This window comes from Streptomyces kebangsaanensis (assembly GCF_001906585.1).
GTDB lineage: Bacteria > Actinomycetota > Actinomycetes > Streptomycetales > Streptomycetaceae > Streptomyces > Streptomyces kebangsaanensis.
Genome location: NZ_JUJA01000070.1, coordinates 1 through 22934 on the forward strand (window position 1 = coordinate 1; position 22934 = coordinate 22934).

At 72.7% G+C, this 22934-nt stretch carries 16 protein-coding genes; 6 read left to right on the forward strand and 10 right to left on the reverse strand.

Annotation, left to right across the window (positions count from 1 at the left end; genetic code table 11):
• On the forward strand, nt 1–623 hold a 623-nt coding region (locus RH94_RS09700; RefSeq protein ID WP_143203987.1), incomplete at its 5' end, for a TOMM precursor leader peptide-binding protein.
• Nucleotides 616–2004: an ABC1 kinase family protein gene (locus tag RH94_RS09705; protein WP_073947217.1), complete on the forward strand. Its 1389-nt coding sequence runs from the start codon at nt 616–618 to the stop codon at nt 2002–2004. The genes RH94_RS09700 and RH94_RS09705, both read left to right, overlap by 8 nt.
• Nucleotides 2005–2017: 13 nt before the next feature.
• On the opposite strand, the gene RH94_RS09710 is transcribed toward RH94_RS09705, so the two are convergent.
• The 5 genes from RH94_RS09710 to RH94_RS09730 form a co-directional block, all read right to left on the reverse strand.
• Nucleotides 2018–2224 (reverse strand): hypothetical protein, encoded by a 207-nt coding sequence (locus tag RH94_RS09710; RefSeq protein ID WP_073947218.1) that lies wholly within the window; start codon nt 2222–2224, stop codon nt 2018–2020.
• A 147-nt stretch (nt 2225–2371) separates the two neighbouring features.
• Complete coding sequence (locus tag RH94_RS09715; RefSeq protein ID WP_073947219.1) at nt 2372–2695, reverse strand: hypothetical protein; 324 nt, start codon at nt 2693–2695, stop codon at nt 2372–2374.
• Nucleotides 2692–3069 (reverse strand): WhiB family transcriptional regulator, encoded by a 378-nt coding sequence (locus RH94_RS09720; protein ID WP_073947220.1) that lies wholly within the window; start codon nt 3067–3069, stop codon nt 2692–2694. The genes RH94_RS09715 and RH94_RS09720 overlap by 4 nt, the downstream gene beginning before the upstream one ends.
• Nucleotides 3070–3243: 174 nt before the next feature.
• On the reverse strand, nt 3244–3561 hold the full coding sequence (locus tag RH94_RS09725; RefSeq protein ID WP_073947221.1) for a hypothetical protein: 318 nt from the start codon (nt 3559–3561) through the stop codon (nt 3244–3246).
• A 165-nt stretch (nt 3562–3726) separates the two neighbouring features.
• Nucleotides 3727–5934, reverse strand: coding sequence for an ATP-dependent DNA helicase UvrD2 (locus tag RH94_RS09730; protein ID WP_073947222.1), 2208 nt, complete (start codon nt 5932–5934; stop codon nt 3727–3729).
• Between the two features lie 201 nt (nt 5935–6135).
• Here RH94_RS09730 and RH94_RS09735 point away from each other — a divergent pair, with 201 nt between their 5' ends.
• Nucleotides 6136–6393: a mycoredoxin gene (locus RH94_RS09735; RefSeq protein ID WP_073947223.1), complete on the forward strand. Its 258-nt coding sequence runs from the start codon at nt 6136–6138 to the stop codon at nt 6391–6393.
• Nucleotides 6394–6485: 92 nt separating this feature from the next.
• Here the strand turns inward: RH94_RS09735 and nudC are convergent, their stop codons facing one another.
• The 5 genes from nudC to RH94_RS09760 all read right to left on the reverse strand — a co-directional run bounded on the left by nudC (nt 6486) and on the right by RH94_RS09760 (nt 16657).
• On the reverse strand, nt 6486–7442 hold the full coding sequence (gene nudC / locus RH94_RS09740; RefSeq protein ID WP_199880912.1) for an NAD(+) diphosphatase: 957 nt from the start codon (nt 7440–7442) through the stop codon (nt 6486–6488).
• Nucleotides 7443–7584: 142 nt separating this feature from the next.
• The gene (locus RH94_RS09745) at nt 7585–8988 is read right to left on the reverse strand and encodes a dipeptidase (protein WP_073947294.1); all 1404 of its coding nucleotides are present in this window, start codon (nt 8986–8988) and stop codon (nt 7585–7587) included.
• 10 nt (nt 8989–8998) lie between these two features.
• The gene (locus tag RH94_RS09750) at nt 8999–12511 is read right to left on the reverse strand and encodes an ATP-dependent DNA helicase (RefSeq protein WP_073947225.1); all 3513 of its coding nucleotides are present in this window, start codon (nt 12509–12511) and stop codon (nt 8999–9001) included.
• A 100-nt stretch (nt 12512–12611) separates the two neighbouring features.
• On the reverse strand, nt 12612–15968 hold the full coding sequence (locus RH94_RS09755; protein ID WP_073947226.1) for an ATP-dependent helicase: 3357 nt from the start codon (nt 15966–15968) through the stop codon (nt 12612–12614).
• A gap of 302 nt (nt 15969–16270) precedes the next feature.
• The gene (locus RH94_RS09760) at nt 16271–16657 is read right to left on the reverse strand and encodes an MGMT family protein (RefSeq protein WP_073947227.1); all 387 of its coding nucleotides are present in this window, start codon (nt 16655–16657) and stop codon (nt 16271–16273) included.
• Nucleotides 16658–16843: 186 nt separating this feature from the next.
• Here RH94_RS09760 and RH94_RS09765 point away from each other — a divergent pair, with 186 nt between their 5' ends.
• The 3 genes from RH94_RS09765 (at nt 16844) to RH94_RS09775 (ending at nt 22923) form a co-directional block, all read left to right on the forward strand.
• Nucleotides 16844–19585 (forward strand): lysylphosphatidylglycerol synthase domain-containing protein, encoded by a 2742-nt coding sequence (locus tag RH94_RS09765; RefSeq protein ID WP_073947228.1) that lies wholly within the window; start codon nt 16844–16846, stop codon nt 19583–19585.
• A 73-nt stretch (nt 19586–19658) separates the two neighbouring features.
• Nucleotides 19659–21230 carry an alpha/beta hydrolase gene (locus tag RH94_RS09770; RefSeq protein WP_073947229.1) on the forward strand — a complete coding sequence of 524 codons (1572 nt, stop codon included), beginning with the start codon at nt 19659–19661 and terminating at the stop codon, nt 21228–21230.
• Nucleotides 21231–21405: 175 nt separating this feature from the next.
• Nucleotides 21406–22923 carry an alpha/beta hydrolase gene (locus RH94_RS09775; protein ID WP_073947230.1) on the forward strand — a complete coding sequence of 506 codons (1518 nt, stop codon included), beginning with the start codon at nt 21406–21408 and terminating at the stop codon, nt 22921–22923.
• Nucleotides 22924–22934 lie beyond the last annotated feature (11 nt).

Sequence of the window (22934 nt, forward strand, 5' to 3'; positions counted from 1 at the left end):
CTCCCCGGACGCCGGCCGAGCAGAACGCGCCGGCCGAGCAGGGCGAGCAGGGCTTCTCCCTGGTGGTCCTCGCCCCGCGGGACGACATCGCCGTGTACGCGCCCGATCCGTCCCAGGCCGCTCCCCTCGTCGAGTCCGGGACCCCCCACCTCTATGCCGGGGTGGTGGAGGGCACGGGCGTCGTGGGCCCGCTCGTCCTGCCCGGCGAGACGAGCTGCGCCGGCTGTCTGCACCTGGGCCGCACGGACCGGGACGCGACCTGGCCGCGCCTGGTGGCGCAGTGGCGCTCGGGAAGACCACGCCACGTCCGTCCCTGTGATCTGTCTCTCGCCGCGATGGTGGCCGCCCTGGCGGCCGGGCACGCACTGGCCTTCCTGGACGGGGAGTGGCCGTCCAGCGCGGGCGTCCGCTGGGAGGTGTCCGTACCGGGCCTGGACTGGCGTGCACGGCCGATGCGGCCGCATCCCGCATGCCCGTGCGGAGCGGCGGGGACGGCCGAGGGGGAACAGGTCTCAATGGACGGGGAGGCACGCGAGACAATGGCTGGGCAAGGGCCGTCATCGACGCCCTGCCGTCAGGCAGACGCGGCGCGGCTCGCTGGGACTTGGAGGGCGCATGTCTGATCTTCCCCGGAAGGCGGTCACCCGGACCGCCAAGCTCGCCGCGCTCCCGCTCGGTTTCGCCGGGAGAGCCACCTGGGGACTCGGCAAACGGATCGTCGGCGAGTCCGCGGAGCTTGTCGGTCGTGAGCTGCAGCAGCGCACGGCCGAGCAGTTGTTCAAGGTGCTCGGTGAGCTCAAGGGCGGGGCGATGAAGTTCGGGCAGGCGCTGTCCGTCTTCGAGTCGGCGCTGCCCGAGGAGGTTGCCGGCCCCTACCGGGCCGCGCTGACCAAGCTCCAGGAGGCCGCGCCGCCGATGCCGACCCGCACCATGCACGCCGTGCTGGAGGAGCGGCTCGGCGCGAACTGGCACGAGTTGTTCGAGGAGTTCGAGGACAAGCCGTCGGCGGCGGCCTCCATCGGGCAGGTCCACCGGGCGGTGTGGCACGACGGCCGGGAGGTGGCGGTCAAGGTCCAGTACCCGGGCGCCGGCGAGGCCCTGCTGTCCGACCTGAGCCAATTGAGCCGGTTCGCCAGGCTGCTGGGGCCGCTGGTCCCCGGCGTGGACATCAAGCCGCTGATCACCGAGCTCAAGGACCGCGTGTCCGAGGAGCTGGACTACGGCCTGGAGGCGCAGGCCCAGCAGGTACACGCCGAGGAGTTCGAGGACGACCCGGACGTCGTGGTCCCCGCGGTCGTCCACCAGTGCGAACAAGTCCTGGTCACCGAATGGATCGACGGCATCCCGCTGTCCGAGGTGATCGCGGACGGCACCCGGGAACAGCGCGACCGCGCCGGCCAGCTGCTGGCCCGCTTCCTGTTCTCGGGCCCGGCCCGCACCGGCCTGCTGCACGCCGACCCGCATCCCGGCAACTTCCGTCTCCTGCCCGGTGGACCGGACGGCGAGGACGACTGGCGCCTGGGCGTCCTGGACTTCGGCACCGTCGATCGGCTCCCCGGCGGCCTGCCGACGCCCATCGGCCAGTCCCTGCGCATGGCGCTGGACGGAGCGGCGGAAGCCGTCTACCGGATGCTGTGCGCGGAGGGCTTCGTCAAGGGGTCCGTCGAGCTGGACCCCGACGCCGTTCTCGACTACCTGCTGCCGATCATCGAACCGGCCCAGGTGGAGGAGTTCACCTTCACACGCGGCTGGATGCGCAGCCAGGCGGCCCGCATCGCCGACCCCCGCTCCCCCGCCTACCAGCTGGGCAAGCAGCTCAACCTGCCGCCGGCGTATCTGCTGATACACCGCGTCACGCTCAGCACGATCGGAGTGCTGTGCCAGCTGGGGGCGACGGTGCGGCTGAGGGAGGAGCTGGAGCAGTGGCTGCCGGGCTTCGCCGCCGGCAGCGCCGGTCCGGAAGGCGAGGACCCGGAGGACGAGCAGGAGGCCGCCGAGGCCTGAGCGCGGGCGGGACCTACCACCAGGCCGAGTCGAGCCGGCCCTCGATCGAGCGGAGGTTCTTCCGGGAGCAGGCGTCGCAGAAGTAGCGCCGGACGCCGCCTTCCACGGAACAGGTCCAGGTGGGCGGCGGGCCGTCGGCCGGGGTGCCGCAGCGCGCACACACCAGGGCGGGGCGCTCCGCGGCGAAGTCGCCGTGGTCCGTACCTCCGGGAAGACTCATCACCCGGCGACGATACCTCCGGGCCGTGGAGCGGCGGACGCAACGCACCGTGGGGGCCGGTCCGTCGGACGGACCGGCCCCCACGGGGAGAGTGCGCGGCCTCCCGGCGGGGAGGCCACCGCTGGGCGGTGTGCGCGGCGTGGTCGGTTACTGCATCACTGCCATGGCGAGCGCACGACGGGCGCGCAGCGAGGCGCGCTCGGCACGGCGCTGCATCCGGCGGGCGGCCGCCAGGCGCGCGACCTGGCGTTGCTGCTCCGCCTCGTGCAGTCGGTCGTGCATATGCGCACGGGCCAGGGCTTCTGGGATGAGTTGCATCTCTCGGGTCCTGTTCTGACGCGAGTCGTTCGCGCCGATGGTGGTGACGTCTTCGGTCGCGGAGCCTGCGGGTTCGCTGGTGGACGGCTTCATCGGGGCCTGCTTCTGGGGGTCGTGCGTGAGGGGGCGGTCGATCGTTCCTGCGGTGTTCATGCCGTGACCGGGTTCTTGCGCGGGCGGCCACGGGGCCGCTTCCGGGCGACGACAACACCCTGGACGAACAGCTCGCCACCCCAGACGCCCCAGGGCTCGCGCCGCTCCTTGGCGCCGGCGAGGCAGGCCTCGATCAGCGGGCAGGTGCGGCACAGGGACTTGGCGTACTCCACGTCCGCCGGCGACTCGGCGAAGAAGACCTCCGGGTCGTAGGAACGGCACGGGACGGGCACGCCGAGGTTCTCGATGGCGTCGTCGAGCGCGGTGAGCGAGGTGAGCGAGGTGAGCGAGGTCAAGTCGGGGTCCTCCGTGAGACCGGGCTTGGGGATCGTGCCGGAAGGCGGTACGGACGGGGCGTGCGCTTCGAGTTGCACGGTTCGTCTTCCTCGTCTGGTCGAGCCGGCCGGTGGGCCGGATGTCGGCTGGGTACCGGGTTCTTTACTTGCCCCGAGGCCCCTTCACTCCGCCGTCCCCGTTCGGGGAAAACAGAAGGGCCGCGGATCCCGGATGGGGTTCCGCGGCCCTGAAGGCGCCGGCCTGATCGGCGATCAGGCTGGATCACTCCAGGGTTCTGGCCCACGGAAGGCCCACATCAGGTGGTGCTGCGTCTGCTTCCGGTTTCCGGCACCGGCCGCCGTAAAGGCATAGGCCTGCGCCTGTGCCACTACTGCTTCCAGTGCCTTGGTCGGTCGCTCATCGCGCTCACGGACGGGAAGACCCGCAAGAGACACGGAGGACTCCGGACGCACGGCACGAATGCCGGACAGACCGGTGCCCTGGTTCGAGGCGCCGAGCATGCACAGGGAGACGACCGAGCGATCGGTCATTTTGGCGGTGCTGAAGAAGCTGCTCTTGATGCTGATCACTGGGCTCGCCTCCTCTCGGCGTCTGAGGGGACTGGGGTGAGCCAGTCCGTACGGATACACAAGTACAACACGGAACCAGGGCCTCAGGAAGGCCACCGTTCCCGTGACCAAGAACCTATGGGGCTTGACGGGGCGCGCGCAAACTATTTTCTCGACGAGTTCGCATCAGTTCCCGCCCTCTTCCGCGCCGGGCTCTTGACCTGCGCAGATGGCCAGAACGTCCGCTCCGTACCGACGGAGCTTGCGCATCCCGACCCCGGGGATGCGCGCCAGTTCGCGCTCGTCGTCCGGGACGGACTCGGCGATCGCCATGAGGGTCTTGTCGGTGAAGACGCAGAAGGCGGGCTGCCCGCTGCGCCCGGCCTGCTCCGCCCGCCACTCGCGCAACCGCTCGTACAGCCCCTCGTCCATGTCGGAGGGGCAGTCCTCACAGCGCATCAGCTTCAGCTCGCCGCCGTCGGTGAGCGCGCGTCCGCAGACCCGGCACCGGGCGGGGGTGCGCCGGGTGCGCCGCGGGACAGGCGTCCCCACGGCCTTGGCGGCCGCGGTGAAGCCGCGCTCGATGCCCCCGGAGGCACCGAGCGCGGCCCGGCCCGCGGCACCGGCCGAACCGGGCCGCAGCCCGTCGAGGAAGCGGCTCGGGCGGCGGCTCGGACGGCCGGCGGGCGAGCGGGACAGCGACCAGGAGACGTACAGCTGCTCGCGGGCGCGGGTGACACCGACGTAGAGGAGACGACGCTCCTCCTCGATCTGCTCGTCGGTCCTGGCGTAGGTGATCGGGATCATGCCCTCGGCGACCCCCACCAGGAAGACGGCGTCCCACTCCAGGCCCTTGGCGGAGTGCAGCGAGGCGAGGGTGACGCCCTGGACGGTGGGGGCGTGCTGGGCGTTCGCCCGGTCGTCGAGTTCGGCCACGAGGTCGCCCAGGGTGGCGCCCGGTCTGGCGGCGGCGAAGTCCTGCGCGAGATGGACCAGGGCGGCCAGCGACTCCCAGCGCTCCCTGACCGCACCGGAGCCGGCCGGCGGCTGCGGCGTCCAGCCCTCCCCGGACAGCACGGCACGCACCTGGGAGGGCAGGTCGACGGCGTCGTCGAGGAGGGAGTCGTTGCCGCCGAAGCGGGCGGCACCGCGCAGCGCGACCCCCGCCTTGCGCACCTCGGGCCGGTCGAAGAAGCGCTCCGCGCCGCGCAGCTGATAGGGCACACCGACGTCGGCGAGGGCCTGCTCGTAGGTCTCGGACTGGGAGTTCGTGCGGAACAGGACGGCGATCCCGCTCGCCGGGACACCGGAGGCGATGAGGTCCTGGATACGGCGGGCGGCGCCCTCTGCCTCGGTGGGCTCGTCGGGGTACTCGGTGTAGACGGGTTCGGGGCCCGGGGCACGCTGGGAGACCAGTTCCAGCCGGTGGTCGGCGGCCCGGCCGCGGGCCTGGGCGAGCAGTCCGTTGGCGAGGTGGACGACCTGCGGGGTGGAACGGTAGTCGCGGACCAGCTTGACGACGGTGGCGCCGGGGTGCCGTGTGCGGAAGTCGAGCAGGTGGTCGGAGGTGGCCCCCGTGAACGAATAGATCGTCTGACTGGCGTCGCCGACCACGCACAGGTTGTCCCGCTCGCCCAGCCACAGCTCCAGCAGGCGCTGCTGGAGAGGGCTGACGTCCTGGTACTCGTCCACCACGAAGTGCTGGTACTGGGCGCGGACCTGTTCGGCCACGTCGCGCCGGTCCTGCAGGATGGCGACGGTCAGCAGCAGGACGTCCTCGAAGTCGATGACGGAGCGGTCCCGCTTGAGGTCCTCGTAGACGGAGTACAGCTGGGCGATCTCGGCCGGGTCGCGGGGGGTCTCGCGACCGGCCTTCACGGCTGCCAGGGCGTAGTCGGCCGGAACGGTCTGGGTGACCTTGGACCACTCGATCTCCGCGGTGACGTCCCGCAGCTCGCCCCGGTCCAGGCGGATGCGGCAGGCGGCGGCCGCGTCCGCGACGAGCTGGACCTTGCGGTCGACGAGCCGGGGCATGGCGCCACCGATCGCTTTCGGCCAGAAGTACTGCAGCTGGCGCAGGGCGGCGGAGTGGAAGGTACGGGCCTGCACGCCGTGCGCGCCCAGCTGGCGCAGTCGGCCGCGCATCTCGCCGGCCGCCCGGTTGGTGAAGGTGACGGCGAGCACGCTGGAGGGCTGGAGGATCCCCGCCCGCACTCCGTAGGCGATGCGGTGGGTGATCGCCCGGGTCTTGCCCGTGCCGGCGCCCGCCAGGACGCACACCGGCCCGTGCAGGCAGGTGGCCACCTCGCGCTGCTCCGGGTCGAGCCCGTCGAGCACCGCGTCGGCAGAGTCCGGGACCTGCGGGAAGAGCGGGGAGTGCGTTGCTGCTGTCACACGGCCATGCTGCCAGGTCGCCCGAGACGGGTGAGCCGGTTGTCCACAGGCGGGCCCGCGCGGTCGTACTTATGCGACAGGCGTCACTCTCATGACTCTCGTGTCGGCACCCGGACACCCCGGTGGGAATGCCGGGCCGATGGCGTACGTTCCCTCAGTGCTATCCCTACGTCCCCGACCCGCCGAAGGAGCGCAAGAGACATGCCGGGCACTGTGACGATGTACAGCACCACGTGGTGCGGCTACTGCCGCCGGCTGAAGAGCCAGATGGACCGCGAGGGCATCGCGTACACCGAGATCAACATCGAGCACGACCCGGAGTCCGCGGCCTTCGTCGAGAAGGCGAACGGCGGGAACCAGACGGTTCCCACCGTTCGGGTGATTTCCTCCAACGGTGGGGGCGAGGTCGTCATGACGAACCCGAGCCTCGCCCAGGTGAAGCAGGCCCTCAGCGCCTGATCCCGGCGCGTCTCGCGCTTGTGCGGAAGGCGGCTCCCGAGAACTCTCGGGAGCCGCCTTCCCTTCTCTTCGGCTCAGACCGTCCCTTCGGCTCAGACGGCGGTCCGTGTCGGCAGTGGCTTGCCGTACCAGAGCTCGATGAGGCGGGCCGCGATGGAGATGCCGTAGGGGGGCAGGACCTCGCCGGAGTCGAAGGCCACGCGGAGTTCCTCGCGGGAGAACCAGCGCGCCTCGTGGATCTCGTCGCCGTCGACGGCGATGTCGGTCGAGGTGGCGCGGGCCATGAAGCCCAGCATCAGGCTGGACGGGAACGGCCAGGGCTGGCTGGCGACGTACTCGACCTGGCCGACGCTGACGCCGACCTCCTCGTGGACCTCGCGGCGCACCGACTGCTCGATGGACTCCCCGGGTTCGACGAAGCCGGCGAGCGTGGAGAAGCGGCCCTCGGGCCAGTGCACCTGGCGGCCGAGCAGGATGCGGTCCTCCTCGTCGGTGACAGCCATGATCACCGCGGGATCGGTGCGCGGGTAGTGCTCGGCGCCGCAGGCCGGGCAGCGGCGGATGTGGCCGGCCGCGGCGATCACGGTGCGCTCGCCGCAGCGGGAGCAGAAGCGGTGCAGACGCTGCCAGTTCTCCAGGGCCACCGCGTGCACCATCAGGCCCGCGTCGCGCGGCGACAGCAGCAGGCCGGCCTCGCGCAGGCCGGCCGGGCGGGCGGACTGGTCCATGCGGCCGGGCAGGGAGTCCTTCTGCAGGGCGAAGTAGCTGACGCCGTCCTCGTCGGTACCCAGGAAGTAGCGGTGCGCCTCCGTGAGGGGGGCCTCGAAGGAGGGGGTCGTGACGAGCTCGGTCCGGCCGTCGGGCGTCTCGTCGATCAGAGCCTGGCCGCCGGAGACCACGAAACAGCGCGTCGAGGGGTGGCTCCACGCCGCGGCCAGCCAGGCCTCGTCGAGCCGGTGGTGGGCGGCCCGGTCGATGCCGCTGGGCGCGGTGAGCGAGATGGGCCGGTCGGCGGTGTGGTCGGTCCAGGTGGTCACGAGTGCTTCCAACTCCCCCGGTGCAACGGTTGTTTCGGCGGCGGTTCAGCGGGACGTGCGGCAGGCGGCATCCGCGTGCGGCGGGGCCTGGAGGCGTGCGGCGGCCTCTCCAGTGTGCTCCTGGCAGGAGGCCGCCCGCGCCGGTGGCCGCCCGTCAGGGCGCATCGCGCCAGTGCTCCGCGAGGTCGCCCCACAGGTACGCGCTGGTCTCGACGCCCTTGAGCAGGAGGTCGAGTTCGACCTTCTCGTTCGGCGCGTGCCAGCCGTCGGACGGGACGGAGATGCCCAGGAAGAGCACGGGCGCGCCGAGCACCTCCTGGAGGTCGGCGGCCGGGCCCGAGCCGCCCTCGCGCGTGAAGCGGACGGGCGTGCCGAAGGCCCGGCCCATGGCGCGGACCACGGACTGCAGGGCCGGGTGGTCCAGCGGCGTCAGGCACGGGCGCGTGGCCGCGCCGAAGGTGATCTCGGACCGGATCCCGGCGGGCACCTGCTCGGCGGCCCAGGCGCGCACGGCCTTCTCCACGTGGTCGGGGTCCTGACCGGCGACCAGGCGGAACGAGAGCTTGACCACCGCGGTGGACGGGATGATCGTCTTGCTGCCGGGGCCCTGGTAGCCGCCGCCGATGCCGTTGACCTCGGCGGTGGGGCGGGCCCAGATGCGCTCCAGGGTGGTGTGCCCGGCCTCGCCGTGGGTGGCGTACGACTTGGCGGTGCGCAGCCACTGCTCCTCGTCGAAGGGCAGCTCGGCGAAGAGTTCGCGCTCGCGGTCGGTGAGTTCCACGATGCCGTCGTAGAAGCCGGGGACCGCCACGCGCGCGTGCTCGTCGTGCAGGGCGGCGACGAGGCGGGCGACGGCGGTCGCCGGGTTGGGCACCGCGCCGCCGAAGGAGCCGGAGTGGATGTCCTGGTCAGGGCCGGACAGCCGGATCTCGCACTCGGCGAGGCCCCGCATTCCGGTGCACACCGTGGGCGTGTCCTCGGACCACATGCCGGTGTCGGAGACGATCACGGCGTCGGCGGCCAGGCGGTCCGCGCGGCTCTCGACCAGTACCCGGAAGTGCGGGGAGCCGGACTCCTCCTCGCCCTCGATCAGGAGTTTGAGGTGGACGGCCGGGGCGGTGCGACCGGTGGCGGCGAGGTGGGCGCGGACGCCGAGTGTGTGGAAGAACACCTGACCCTTGTCGTCGGCCGCCCCGCGCGCGTAGAGGCGTCCCTCGCGGACGACGGGCTCGAAGGGCTCGCTGTCCCAGCCGTCCTCGCGGGCGGCGGGCTGGACGTCGTGGTGGCCGTAGACGAGGACCGTCGGGGCGTCGGGGTCGTCGGAGCGCCACTCGGCGAAGACGGCCGGGGCGCCCGGGGTCTGCCAGACCTCCGCGGTGGTGAAACCGGTCTCCCGCAGTTTGCCGGCGAGCCAGTCGGCGCTGCGGCGTACGTCGGGCGCGTGCTCGGGCTGTGCCGACACGGAGGGGATGCGCAGCCATGCGGCGAGGTCGTCGAGGAAGGCGGCGCGGTGCTGCTCGATGTACGTACGGACGGCGCTGTCCGGGGTCTGGCTCATGCTTCCGAGCCTATCGGCCCGCGGCGGCATCCCGTTCGGGCGGTTCGTCACACTGCGGCTCGGGCCGCGGCTCCTGGAGCAGCCTTTCCAGCTCTGCCCGGCCGGGCAGGTCGTCGTGCCGTACGACCTCGCCGGTGCGCACGTACACGAACGCGGCGGTGACGCGCTCCGGGGAGACGCCGCGCTGCTCGGCCCAGGCCAGCCGGTACACGGCGAGCTGGAGCGGGTCGGCGGTGCGTGAGCGGTTCGTCTTCCAGTCCACGATCTCGTACGTCGCCGTGTCCCCGTCGCCCTCCTTGTAGACGGCGTCGATACGGCCCCGGACGACACGTCCGGCGACGGCGAGCTGGAAGGGCGCCTCGACGCGATGGGGCGTGCGGTGCGCGTACTCGGTGCGTTCGAAGGCCTCCTTGAGGGCTTCCAGGTCGCGTTCGTCGGCGATCTCGGCGTCGCCGCCGGGCAGCTCCTCGGGCTCCAGCATGGGCAGCGTCAGCTCCTCGAAGCGGGTTTCGACCCAGGCGTGGAAGCGGGTGCCGCGGCGCGCTGCGGGCTGCGGGGGGCGCGGCATGGGGCGTGCGAGCTCCCGCGCGAATCCGTCGGGGTCGGCCGCCAGGTGCAGCAGCTGCGACGCGGTCAGTGTCGTCGGCAGGGGCACCTCGGTGACGCTCCGCCGGACGCGCCGGAGCTCTCCGGTGAGCGCGTCGAGGTCGCGGTCCCAGGAAGCGACGACGCGGGACTCCTCCGGGGTGAGGGGCTCGGGTTCGGAGTCGCGTTCACCGAGGTGGGGGCGCTCGGGCGGCGGGGCGGCGTGCGGTTCGGGTGCGGTCGCCTGGTGCGGGACCGTCGGACGGACGCCGCTCCAGGAGTCCCAGTCGCCGGGGGCCTCCTCGAAGGGGTCGTCCTCGTCGTACGGCGGTTCGTCGTCGTAGGGCGGTTCGTCGTCCTCCGGTGGCGGGGGCCAGTCCGAGTCGTCGTGGATGTCCGGGTCGTGGGCGGCCGGCGGGTGGTGGTCCGTGTGGCCGGCGAGGTTCTCCAGGTGGTCCAGGACGATCGCGGCGGCTTCACGGCGGCGGGCCAGGGCGGCCTCGTCCAGGGGCAGGGGCCACAGCCGGTCGGCGGTGGCCCGGTGCAGCGCCGGGTTCTCCTCGTCTTCCACGGGTTCGTCCGCCCAGACCTCGATCTCACCCCCGCCGACGGCGCAGTGGTCGTGGAGGGCCTGCAGGAAGGCGGAAGGGCCGCGCGGTCTCTTCTGGCTGGGACCCCACCAGTGGCCGGAGCCCAGGAGCAGGGAGCGGGGGCGGGTGAAGGTGACGTAGCCGAGACGCAGCTCCTCGGTGTGCTGGTGGTCCTTCATGGCCTCGTGGAAGGCCTTCATCCCGCGCGCGTCCCAGCCGTCGATGTCGGGGAGGGTGTCGGCGTCGCCGCGCAGGGCGTGCGGCAGCACCTTGCTCTGGCTGGTCCACTTCTCGCGGCCCTGGCCGCTGGGGAAGGTGCCGGTGACCAGGCCGGGGACGGCGACCACGTCCCACTCCAGGCCCTTGGACTTGTGCGCGGTGAGCACCTTGACGGTGTTCTCGCCGCCGGGCAGCGCGTTGTCGAGGCCCTTCTCGTACTGGGCCGCGGTGCGCAGGAAGCCGAGGAAGGCCAGCAGTGACGCCTCTCTCTCGTTCGCGGCGAAGGAGGCGGCGACGTCCAGGAAGTTCGACAGGGTCTCGCGGCGGCGGGCGGCCAGCGCGTGCGGGGAGGCCGACAACTCCACTTCCAGACCGGTGACGGCGAGGACGCGGTGCAGGACGTCCATGAGCGGGTCGGACAAGGAGCGGCGCAGGTCGCGCAGTTCTTCGGCGAGCCGGGCGAACCGCACGCGCGCGTCCGGGGAGAACGGCAGCCGGTCGTCCTCCCCGGCGCCGTTCAGGGGCGTTTCGAGGAACGTGTCGAGGGCGTCCGCGAGCGAGATCACCTCGGCCGGGTCGACGCCCTCGACGGCCCCGGCGAGCCGACTGTCGGGATCGTCGTCGGCGTCCACGCGTGTGGGGGCGACGAGCAGCCTCGCCCTGCGGCCGAGGAGCGCGAGGTCGCGCGGGCCGATGCGCCAGCGCGGACCGGTCAGCAGCCGGACCAGGGAGGCGTTGGCGCCGGGGTCCTGCAGGACCTCGCAGACGGCGACGAGGTCGGCGACCTCGGGCAGGTGCAGCAGCCCGGACAGGCCGACGACCTCGACCGGGACGTCACGGGCGACCAGGGCGCCCTGGATCTCGGCGAAGTCGGTGGCCGTACGGCACAGGACGGCGATCTCCCCCGGTGCCTTCCCGGTCCGTACCAGGTGGGCGATGGAGTCGGCGATCCACTCGATCTCCTCGGCGTGGGTGGGCAGCAGGGCGCAGCGCACCAGGCCGTCGCGCTCGGCGCCGGGGGCGGGGCGCAGGGCCTGCACGCCCGCGTGCATGGCGCGCAGGGGCTCGGCGAGGCCGTTGGCGAGGTCGAGGAGGCGGCCGCCGCTGCGGCGGTTCTCGCTGAGGGCCTGGCGGGTGGCGGGGCGGCCGTCGGCGTGGGCGAAGTGCTCGGGGAAGTCGTCGAGGTTGGCGACGGAGGCACCACGCCAGCCGTAGATGGCCTGGCAGGGGTCTCCGACGGCGGTCACGGGGTGGCCCGTGCCGTCGCCGAAGAGGCCGGCCAGCAGGATGCGCTGGGCGACCGAGGTGTCCTGGTACTCGTCGAGGAGGACCACCCGGAACTCCTCGCGCAGGGCGCGGCCCACTTCGGGGAGCCGGGCGAGCTGTGCGGCCAGGGCGATCTGGTCGCCGAAGTCGAGCAGGTCGCGCTCGCGCTTGGCGGCCCGGTAGCGGAGTACCAGTTCGGCCAGTTCGCGGCGGGCGGCGGCCGTCTCGGGGACCTTGCGCAGATCGGCGTTGGTGAGTTTGGCGCCCTCCAGGGTGTGCAGCAGCCCGGTGTCCCACGCGCGCAGCTCCTCGGGGCGTACGAGGTGTTCGGCGAGCTCGGCGTCGAGGGCGAGGAGGTCGCTGACAAGGTCCGGGAAGGAGCGGGTCAGCGCCGGGTACGGGCCGGGGGCCTCGCGCAGCACGCGTGCGGCGAGCTGGTAGCGGGTGGCGTCGGCGAGGAGCCGGGTGGTGGGCTCCAGGCCGATGCGCAGGCCGTGGTCGGTCAGGAGGCGGCCGGCGAAGGCGTGGTAGGTGGAGATCGCCGGTTCGCCGGGCGGGTTGTCCGGGTCGATGGCATCGGGGTCGGTGACGCCGGCCTTGATCAGCGCTTTGCGTACGCGCTCGGCGAGCTCGCCGGCGGCCTTGTTGGTGAAGGTCAGGCCGAGAACCTGTTCGGGAGCGACCTGTCCGGTGCCGACCAGCCACACCACGCGGGCCGCCATCACGGTGGTCTTGCCGGACCCGGCGCCGGCCACGATCACCTGCGGGGCCGGCGGCGCGGTGATGCAGGCCGTCTGCTCCGGGGTGAACGGAATCCCGAGGAGCTCCTTGAGCTGCTCGGGATCGGTGATACGGGCGGGCACCCCAGAGAGGCTAGCGGCGGGCACCGACAGCGGATGCCAAATCACCCCCCGGGTCCGCAAAGACGCAGCTCAGCGGCCGTGGTGCCGTTCATCACGCGAGTCACTCGACGATGTGGCGGCCCTCCGGCCGCGCGCTGCACGACGCGCGGAACGCGCAGTGCGCGCAGTGTTGTCCGGCCGTCGGCGTGAACCGTTCGTCGAGGACCTTCCCGGCGGCGGTGGCCAGCAGCTCGCCGACCCACTCCCCCTCCAGCGGCTCCTGTGTCTGCACCTTGGGCAGGCCGTCGCCGCCGTCCCGCTTGGCCGCGCCCTGGCGCAGCTGGACGAGTTCGGCGCCGCCCGGTTCGGGACGCGCGCCGCCGAAGACTTCGTCGACGGCGCCCTCCCGGACGGCGAGCTGGTAGACGGCCAGCTGCGGGTGGCGGGCCACCTCGGCGGCGGTGGGGGCCTGCTTGCCGGTCTTGAAGTCGACGACGTAGGCGCGGCCCTCGGCGTCGGCCTCCACCCGGTCCATGGAGCCGCGGACGCGCACCTGGTAGTCGCCCGTCGCCAGGGTCACGTCGAAGTCGTGCTCGCCGGCCACGGGAGTGCGGCCGGCACGTTCCAGGACGTGCCACTGCAGGAAGCGCTCGAGTGCCACGCGCGCGTTCTCCTTCTCCTGCTCCGACTTCCACGGCGCGTCGAAGGCGATCGCGTTCCACACCGTCTCCAGGCGCTCCATGAGGACCGCGAGGTCGGCGGGGGTGCGTCCGGAGGCGACCTCGTCGGCGAGCACGTGCACCACGTTGCCGAAGCCCTGGGCGGCACTCGCGGGGGCGTCGGCCTTGACCTCGCGGCCGAGGAACCACTGCAGGGCGCAGGTGTTGGCGAGCTGGTCGAGGGCGCTGCCGGACAGGACGACGGGCTGGTCGCGGTCGCGCAGCGGCACCTTGCTCTCGGTCGGGTCGGCCATGCCCCACCAGCGGTAGGGGTGGGCCGAGGGCACCAGCGGGCGGCCCTCGTCGTCGGCGAGCGCTGCGAGCCGGGCCAGCCGGTGCGCGGCGGACTGCCGGAGGGTGGCGGAGGCACGCGGGTCGACGGTCGTGGCGCGCAGCTCGGCCACCAGCGCCGCCACGGACAGCGGGCGGCGCGGGCGGCCGGTGACGTCCTTGGGCTCGACGCCGAGTTCGGTGAGAAAACGGGAGGGCTGGTCGCCGTCGTCCGCGGGGGCCTTCACGGCGGTCACGACGAGGCGTTCACGCGCGCGTGTGGCGGCGACGTAGAACAGGCGGCGCTCCTCCGCCAGCAGCGCGCCGGGGGTGAGCGGCGCGGCGAGTCCGTCACGGCCGATGCGGTCCGCCTCCAGCAGGGAGCCGCGGCGCCGCAGGTCCGGCCACAGCCCCTCCTGGACGCCGGCGACCACGACCAGGCGCCACTGCAGGCCCTTGGAGCGGTGCGCCGTCATCAGGCGCACCGCGTCGGGGCGTACGGCGCGACGTGTGAGCGTGTCGGCGGCGATGTCCTCGGCCTCGATCTCCTCCAGGAAGTTCAGGGTGCCCCGGCCTCCGGTGCGCTCCTCGGCGCGGGCGGCGGTCGCGAACAGCGCGCACACGGCGTCCAGGTCCCGGTCGGCGTTGCGTCCCGCGGCGCCGCCGCGCCGGGCGGCCCGCTCCAGGCGGGTGGGCCACGGTGTGCCCTCCCACAGGTCCCACAGCGCCTCCTCTGCCGTACCGCCGCCCGCCAGGCGCTCGCGGGCCGTCCTGAGCAGCGCGCCCAGGCGCTGGGCGCCACGCGCGTACGTGGGGTCGTGCGCGACCAGGCGCTCGGGTTCGGCCAGGGCCCGGGCGAGCAGTTCGTCCGAGGGCGGGGGCAGGGGGTTGCCGGCGGCGCGTTCCTCCTCGCGCAGCGCGCGGCCCAGGCGGCGCAGGTCGGCGGCGTCCATGCCGGCCAGTGGTGAGGCGAGGAGGGCGAGCGCGGTCTCGGTGTCCAGCCAGCAGGTGCCCGCCTCGGGCTGTTCTTCGGGCAGCTCCCCGGCTCGCCCTTCCGGATCCTCGCCGGCCTCTTCCGCCGCGCCGCGCCGCGCCGCTTCCGCGGTCGCCACCGCCCGCAGCGCCGTCAGCAGGGGCGCCACCGCCGGTTCGTGGCGCAGCGGCACGTCGTCGCCGTCGATGTCCAGGGGCACCCCGGCGGCTGTCAGGGCGCGGCGGAGGATCGGGATGGTGCGGGCACCGGCGCGCACCAGGACGGCCATCTCGCTCCAGGGGACACCGTCCTCCAGGTGTGCCCGGCGCAGGATGTCGGCGATGTTGTCCACCTCGGTGCCCGGTGTCGGGTACGTGTGGACGTCGACGCGGCCGCCGTCGCGCACCGGGGTCAGCTCGCGGTGGGCGCGGACCTTGTCGGCGGGGAGGCGGGTGAGCGGCATCCGCCGGGTCAGCAGACGGGTCGCGGCGAGCAGCGCGGCGCCGGAGCGGCGGGAGGTGCGCAGAACCTGTACGGGGGCCGGGCGGCCGTCCGCGCGCGGGAAGGTCTGCGGAAACTCGAGGATGCCGTTCACGTCGGCGCCCCGGAAGGCGTAGATCGCCTGGTCGGGGTCGCCGAAGGCGAGCAGGGTGCGGCCGTCCCCGGCGAGCGCGCGCAGCAGCCGTACCTGGGCCGGGTCGGTGTCCTGGTACTCGTCGACGTAGACCGCGTCGTACCGCGCGGCGAGCCGCTCGGCGACCTCGGGGCGACGGGCGAGGAGCACCGCACGGTGGACGAGTTCGGCGTAGTCGAGGACGCCCTGCAGGTCGAGGACGTCGAGGTACTCGGCGAGGAAGGCGGCCGCCGCCTGCCAGTCGGGGCGGCCGCTGCGGCGCGCGAAGGCCGCCAGGGCGTCGGGGCCGAGGCCCAGTTCGCGGCTGCGGGCGAGGACCGCGCGGACCTCGTCGGCGAAGCCGCGGGTGGTCAGGCAGGCGCGCAGCTCGTCCGGCCAGCGCACGTGCTGCAGGCCCAGGCGCTCCAGGTCGGCCTGGCCCGCCAGGAGGTCGCGGACGGTCACGTCCTGCTCGGGTCCGGACAGCAGCCGCAGCGGCTCGACGAACAGGTCGCTGTCCTGGTGGGCTCGGACCAGGGCGTAGCAGAACGAGTGGAAGGTGGTCGCCCGCGGGGCGTGGGCCGCGCCGGCGCGCAGCGCCATGCGGTCGCGCAGGTCGACGGCGGCCCTGCGGCTGAACGTCAGCACCAGGATCCGTTCGGGGTCCTGGCCGCGGGCGATCCGCGCGGCCACGGACTCCACCAGGGTGGTGGTCTTGCCGGTGCCCGGACCTGCGAGGACGAGCAACGGGCCGGTCTCGTGGTCAACCACGGCGCGCTGGGCGGCGTCCAGAAGAGGGGGATCCGGTCTGGACGGTGGAGTACGCACCAGTCGGTAGGCGCCACGGTTCCCCTGGCGCACCTGGGGGTGCGGCAGGCGTCTGGTGGAGGAAGAGGAGCTCACGTGGTTCGCCGGTCCTGGTGGGTGTACTGGGGTCTGTCACGGCCGGCGCTCAGCGCCGGCGTCGCGGGGACGCACGGGCCGACGGGGAGAGCGGTGGCCGCGGAGTGAGGGTGACACGCGCAGCCGACGCTACGTCGGGGCCGGGTGCGGAAGGAGGGCTTCCCCTTCTTCCCGTGGTCCTCACTGTGCGCTGCCGTCACGTGTGTCCCTCGACTCACGAACGTACGGCATGGCGTGCGTGTGTCCCGGTTCCCCCGTACGGATCACGGGCTCCCCGCGGACCCCTCGAATGGCGGAAGCTGTCAGGTGTGACCCTGCGCATGTTCGCCGCCGTCCCACCGGGCCCGCCGCATGTCGAGGCGCGGCAGGTGGCCCTCGGCCGTCCTGCCCGCCTCCTTCAGGGGCGTGCCCTCGGTGCGGTAGTGGGCGAGGGCGCGCAGTTCGTGTCCCGGAAGCAGAACGCCGTCCGCGCGTACGACCCGCCACCACGGGACGGCTCCGCCGTAGAGGGCCATCACGCGGCCCACCTGGCGGGGGCCGCCCTCCTGAAGCCATTCGGCGACGTCCCCGTAGGTCATGACGCGCCCCGGCGGTATCAGGTCGGCGACATCGAGGACCCGCTCGGCGTACTCGGGCAGCGCGTCGGGATGTTCCGGGCGGCCGTCGTCCGGAGGGCTCACTTCGCTCATCCGCCCCATCCTGCCCCACCCCACCGACAGCGGGACGTGCTCGGGACGAGGCCGCGCCCTCGCTCACGGGCGGTGCTTCGGGCAGACTGTGCGGCCCCGCACATGCACCCTGACGCCCCCGCGTGTCGGTGGGGCATGCCACCATCGTGCGGGCGGTGACCGGTGATACGAGACCAAGAAGAGACCATGAAGCAGCAGGGTGTGCACCCCGACGGCGCGGAGGGCACCTCTGGGGCTTCGTCGCGTCCGGGCACCGGGAAGACGGACGGTCCGAAGGCGGTCAGGAAGCCCGCCGAGGACAGGGACGTGGCCCACGTCGACGAGCTGGAGGGCGACGAACCGCTGCTCCCCGCGCGCGTGCACCGTCCCTCGGACCTGATGCGGCTGCTGGTGGGCGTGCTCGCCGTCGTGGTGCTGCTGGCGATCGCCGCGTTCGCGCACGGCACCACCTCGGGCCTCGAACAGGACATCCACAAGGGCACCGGTCAGGCACCCGATCTGCTCATCAAGATCGCCGGGCTGGCGTCCAGCATCGCGATCCTGCTGGTCCCGGTCGCATTCGCGATCGAGCGGCTGATCAAGCGGGACGGGCTGCGGATCGCCGACGGCGTGCTCGCGGCGGTCCTCGCCCACGGGGTGACGCTCGCCACCGACCTGTGGGTCGCCAAGGGCGCTCCGCACTCGATCCGGGAAGCGCTCACCCAGCCCTCCCCCGGTGACGTCCACGCGCTGACCGACCCGGTGCACGGCTATCTCGCTCCTGTCATCGCGTACATGACGGCCGTGGGCATGTCCCGCAGACCGCGCTGGCGCGCGGTGCTGTGGATCGTGCTGCTGCTCGACGCCTTCTCCATGCTGGTCACCGGCTACACCACGCCGTTCTCGATCATCCTTACGGTGCTGATCGGCTGGACCATCGCCTACGGCACCCTGTACGCGGTCGGCTCGCCGAACGTCCGCCCCACGGGGCGGACACTGGTGGCAGGGCTGCGGACCGTCGGCTTCCATCCGGTGAGTGCGGCCCGCGAGGACGTGGCGGAGACCACCGACAACGGCGACCGCGGCCGACGCTACTTCGTCACCCTGGAGGACGGCCCCCCGCTGGACGTCACGGTCGTCGACCGCGAACAGCAGGCGCAGGGCTTCTTCTACCGTCTGTGGCGCAACCTCACGCTGCGTGGCTTCACCACCCGCAGCAGTCTGCAGTCGCTGCGCCAGGCACTGGAGCAGGAGGCGCTGCTCGCCTACGCGGCCATCGCGGCCGGAGCCAACGCGCCCAAGCTGATCGCGACCTCCGAACTGGGCCCGGACGCCGTGATGCTCGTCTACGAGCACACCGGCGGGCGTACGCTCGACTCGCTGGCGGACGAGGAGATCACCGACGAACTGCTGCGCCACACCTGGCAGCAGGCGCGGGCGCTGCAGTCACGGCGCATCGCGCACGGCAGGCTGGCCGGTGACGCGATTCTGGTGGATCGTTCCGGCAGGGTGATCCTCACCGATCTGCGCGGCGGCGAGATCGCGGCCGGTGATCTGCTGCTGCGCATGGACGTCGCCCAGCTGCTGACGACGCTCGGCCTGAGGGTGGGCGCGGAGCGCGCCGTGGCCTCCGCGGTCGGGGTCCTCGGGCCCGACGCGGTCGCCGGCTGCCTGCCCATGCTGCAGCCCATCGCGCTGACGCGCTCCACGCGCGCGACCCTGCGCCGGCTGGCCCGGGAGCGGGCGCAGCGGGAGCGGGAGGCGGTCCTGGAGGCGTCCCGGCAGAACAAGCAGGCCCGGCTGGAGCAGTCCGCCGCGGAAGTCGGCCCTCTCGTCCTCGAGAAGCCGGAGAAGCACGACAAGAAGGACAAGAAGGCCGAGCGCGCGGAGGCGCGGGCGGAGAAGCGTGCCCTCGACGAGGCTCTGGAGGAGGCCCGCGAGGAGGACCTGCTCACCCAGATCCGCCACCAGGTGCTGCGGATCAGGCCGCAGGCGCCGGTCGAACCCGCCCGGCTGGAACGGGTGCGGCCGCGCACCCTGATCAGTTTCATCGCGGGCGCCATCGGCGCGTACTACCTGCTGACGCAGCTCACGCACATCGAGTTCGACACGCTCTTCGCCGACGCCCAGTGGGGCTGGGTGGCGGCGGCGGTGCTGTTCTCGGCGCTCAGTTATGTCGCGGCGGCCATGGCACTGCTGGGCTTCGTGCCCGAGCGGGTGCCGTTCCCGCGGACCGTGGCGGCGCAGGTCGCCGGATCGTTCGTGAAGATCGTGGCACCGGCAGCGGTCGGCGGGGTGGCCCTCAACACGCGCTTCCTGCAGCGCGCGGGCGTACGCCCCGGGCTGGCGGTGGCCAGTGTCGGCGCCTCACAGTTGTTCGGGCTGGGCTGCCACATCCTGATGCTGCTGTCCTTCGGCTATCTGACCGGCACCGAGAAGACGCCGTCGCTGTCGCCGTCCCGGACGGTCATCGCGGGGCTGCTGACGGTCGCGGTGCTCGTACTGGTGGTCACGTCGGTGCCGTTCCTGCGGAAATTCGTCGTCACGCGCGTGCGTTCCCTGTTCGCGGGCGTCGTGCCGCGCATGCTGGACGTGCTGCAGCGGCCGCAGAAGCTCGTCACCGGCATCGGCGGCATGCTGCTGCTGACCTTCTGCTTCGTGATGTGCCTGGACGCCTCGATCCGGGCGTTCGGCAGCCAGTCGACCTCGATCAGCATCGCCAGTGTCGCCGTCGTCTTCCTCGCCGGCAACGCGCTCGGTTCGGCCGCGCCCACCCCGGGCGGTGTGGGCGCGGTCGAGGCGACCCTCACGGTCGGCCTGATCGCCGTGGGTCTGCCCAAGGAGGTGGCCGCGCCGGCGGTGCTGATGTTCCGGCTGCTGACCCTGTGGCTGCCGGTGCTGCCCGGCTGGCTGGCCTTCAACCACCTGACGCGCAAGGGCGCCCTGTAGGGCACCCCCCTCCGCTTGCCCCGAACGGCCCCCGTCCCGCGCGCGAGCCTGCCGGCGGCGCGAGGATGAAGGCATGCAGAACCCCCGCGGACTGTGCGCCGCCTCCTTGACCACGACCGCCGTCCTGCTGGCCGCCCTGGTGACAGGCTGCGGCAGCAGTTCGGCGGGCGCGGACACCGCGGGCGGGGGCACCGCGGGCGGGGACCTGACCGCCCAGAAGCTGGACTGGAAGAACTGCCCGGCACCGTCCGCGGCCGAGGGCGGCGGGGCGGCGCCCTCCCCGCTGCCGAACGGCGGCAAGTGGCAGTGCGCCACCATGAAGGCACCGCTGAACTGGAGCAAGCCCGACGACGGCACGATCGGCATCGCGCTGATCCGGGCGAAGGCGACCGGGCCGGGCAAGCGCATCGGCTCGCTGATCTTCAACTTCGGCGGTCCGGGCGGCTCCGGCGTCAGCGTCCTGCCGGCGATCGTCCAGGACTACACCAAGCTCGCCACCCGCTACGACCTGGTGAGCTTCGACCCGCGCGGGGTGGGCCGCAGCGCGGGCGTGAAGTGCAAGAGCGACGCCCAGCTCGACCAGTACTTCCAGCAGGACGCCACCCCGGACAACGCCGCCGAGCGCACCGCGTTCCTGAACAACACCAAGCAGTTCAACGCCGCCTGCGAGAAGAGCTCCGGGAAGATCCTCCCCCATGTGCGCACCACCGACGCGGCCCGCGACATGGACCTGATGCGCCAGGTCCTCGGCGACGCCAGGATGCACTACTTCGGGATCTCCTACGGCACCGCGCTCGGTGGCGTGTACGCCCATCTGTTCCCCACGCATGTGGGCCGCGTCGTCTTCGACGCGGTCGTCGACCCCACGCAGAACCCCGAGCAGGTCTCACTGGGGCAGGCCAAGGGCTTCCAGCTGGCCCTGGACGACTTCGCGAAGGACTGCGTGTCGAAGGGCGCCGAGTGCCCGATCGGCAGCAGCGTGCAGGACGTCGAGAACCGCATCGCCGCCCTGCTCAAGAAGCTCGACAGCAACCCGATCCCCGGCATCTTCCCGCGCCGGCTGACCCAGACGGCCGCGACCAACGGCATCGTCCAGGCCCTGTACTCCAAGGACCTGTGGGCTGCCCTCACCGAGGGACTGCGGCAGGCCTACGCCGGCAACGGCCAGATCCTCATGCTGCTGTCGGACGCCATGAACGGCCGCAACGAGAACGGCCGGTACAGCAACCTCGCCGCCGCGAACGCCGCCATCAACTGCGCCGACCAGAAGCAGCGGTACACCCCCGCCGACGTGGAGCGGGCACTGCCCACGTTCCGGGCCGCCTCCCCGCTGTTCGGCGACTTCCTGGCCTGGGGAGTCCTCAGCTGCACCAACTGGGCGGTGCCCGGCGCGGCCAACCACCCCGACGTGAGCGCGCCCGGTTCGGCGCCGATCCTCGTCGTGGGCAACACCGGCGACCCGGCGACCCCGTACCAAGGCGCGCGGAGGATGGCGGACGCGCTGGGCAAGGGCGTCGGCGTGGAACTCACCTGGAAGGGCCAGGGCCACGGCGCGTACAACAGCAAGAACAAGTGCGTCCAGGACACGGTGAACGGCTATCTGCTCGACGGAAAGCTGCCCGCGGCCGGAACGGTCTGCGCCTAGGGTCTTCCCTCCGGCGGCCACGAGCCCCGCATTGCTCGGCGAAAGGCCCGCGTCCACACCGAAGCAGCAGGTCAGAAGGTTATCCACAGGCCCGCACGGGGTGCGGCGGGATCTGCCTACCATGACGTGACCGCTCCCGCGGCCGATCCGCGGGGAGCCTGTGAGGGGGGAAGCCATGTCACGTCTGACGCGGTGGGCGGCCGCGGTGGCCGCCGCGGTACTGCTGACCGGATGCGGCGCGGGACCGTCCGACGACAGCCGGGGAAAGGGGGAGGACCGGTCCGTCCCGACGTCCGAGCTGCCCTCCTCGCTCACCTCTCAGCGGCTCGACTGGGGACGCTGCAAGGCCACCGCCGGCTCTCCGGCACCGGGCAGCGGCTGGCAGTGCGCGACGCTCAAGGCGCCCCTGGACTGGTCCCGGCCGGACGGGGAGACCATCGGCCTCGCCCTCATCCGGGCCAGGGCCACCGGCGAGCGCACCGGCTCGCTGCTGTTCAACTTCGGCGGGCCCGGCGGCTCGGGCGTGGACACGATGCCGTCGTACGACTCCGTGGTCGGCGCCCTGCGGCAACGCTACGACCTGGTGAGCTGGGATCCGCGCGGGGTCGGCCGGAGCAAGGGCGTCCGCTGCCGCGGCGACCGGCAGATCCAGGCCGCCGAGGCGATCGACGCGACACCGGACACCCCGGCCGAGGAACGGGCCTACTTCCAGGACGCGGCCGACTTCGGCCAGGGCTGCGCGAAGGCCGTGGGCAAGCTCCTCACGCATGTCTCGACGACCGACACCGCCCGGGACATGGACCTGATGCGCCAGGTCCTCGGCGACGCCAGGATGCACTACTTCGGCTTCTCCTACGGCACCGAGCTCGGCGGGGTGTACGCGCACCTGTTCCCCCGGCGCGTGGGGCGGCTGGTCCTGGACGCGGTGGTCGACCCGACCGCGGACTCGGTGGGCCACGCGCGGAACCAGGCCAGGGGCTTCCAGCGGGCGCTGGACGGCTATCTGAAGTCGACCGGGCAGGACCCCGAACGGGGCTCGCGCAAGATCGCCGACCTGCTGGAGCGCATCGACGCGAAGCCACTGCCCACCTCCTCCGGGCGGAGGCTGACGCAGACGTCGGCGCTCACCGGCATCGTCCTGCCGCTCTACAGCGAGAGCAACTGGCCGGCCCTGACCGGCGCCCTGACGGCGGCGGAGCAGGGAGACGGCTCCGCGCTGCTGGCCCTCGCCGACGCCTACAACGAGCGGGACAGCTCGGGCCGCTACGGCACGGCGTCCCACTCACAACGGGTCATATCGTGCTTGGACTCCAAGCAGCGGCCGACCCCGGAGCAGGCGAGGAAACTGCTGCCCGAATTCGAGAGGATCTCGCCCGTGTTCGGCGCCTTCCTGGCCTGGGACACGGCCGGCTGGTGCCACGACTGGCCGGTGGCCGGCCAGTACGACACACCACAGGTCAGTGCACCGGGTGCGGCGCCGATCCTGCTGGTCGGCAACACCGGGGACCCGGCGACACCCTACGAGGGCGCGCGGAGGATGGCGGACGAGCTCGGCAAGGGCGTCGGCGTGGAACTCACCTGGAAGGGCGAGGGCCACGGGGCCTACGGCAACGGCAGCGACTGCGTGGACTCGACGGTGAACGCGTACCTGCTGCACGGCAGGGTGCCGAAGGACGGCAAGGTCTGCTCATGACGACGGCGGGG

Bases quoted from the DNA above. Each gene is read 5' to 3' on its own strand.
- RH94_RS09705 (WP_073947217.1), top strand. From the start codon at position 616: ATGTCTGATCTTCCCCGGAAGGCGGTCACCCGGACCGCCAAGCTCGCC.
- RH94_RS09710 (WP_073947218.1), bottom strand. From the start codon at position 2,224: ATGAGTCTTCCCGGAGGTACGGACCACGGCGACTTCGCCGCGGAGCGC.
- RH94_RS09715 (WP_073947219.1), bottom strand. From the start codon at position 2,695: ATGAACACCGCAGGAACGATCGACCGCCCCCTCACGCACGACCCCCAG.
- RH94_RS09735 (WP_073947223.1), top strand. From the start codon at position 6,136: ATGCCGGGCACTGTGACGATGTACAGCACCACGTGGTGCGGCTACTGC.
- RH94_RS09745 (WP_073947294.1), bottom strand. From the start codon at position 8,988: ATGAGCCAGACCCCGGACAGCGCCGTCCGTACGTACATCGAGCAGCAC.
- RH94_RS09760 (WP_073947227.1), bottom strand. From the start codon at position 16,657: ATGAGCGAAGTGAGCCCTCCGGACGACGGCCGCCCGGAACATCCCGAC.
- RH94_RS09765 (WP_073947228.1), top strand. From the start codon at position 16,844: ATGAAGCAGCAGGGTGTGCACCCCGACGGCGCGGAGGGCACCTCTGGG.
- RH94_RS09770 (WP_073947229.1), top strand. From the start codon at position 19,659: ATGCAGAACCCCCGCGGACTGTGCGCCGCCTCCTTGACCACGACCGCC.
- RH94_RS09775 (WP_073947230.1), top strand. From the start codon at position 21,406: ATGTCACGTCTGACGCGGTGGGCGGCCGCGGTGGCCGCCGCGGTACTG.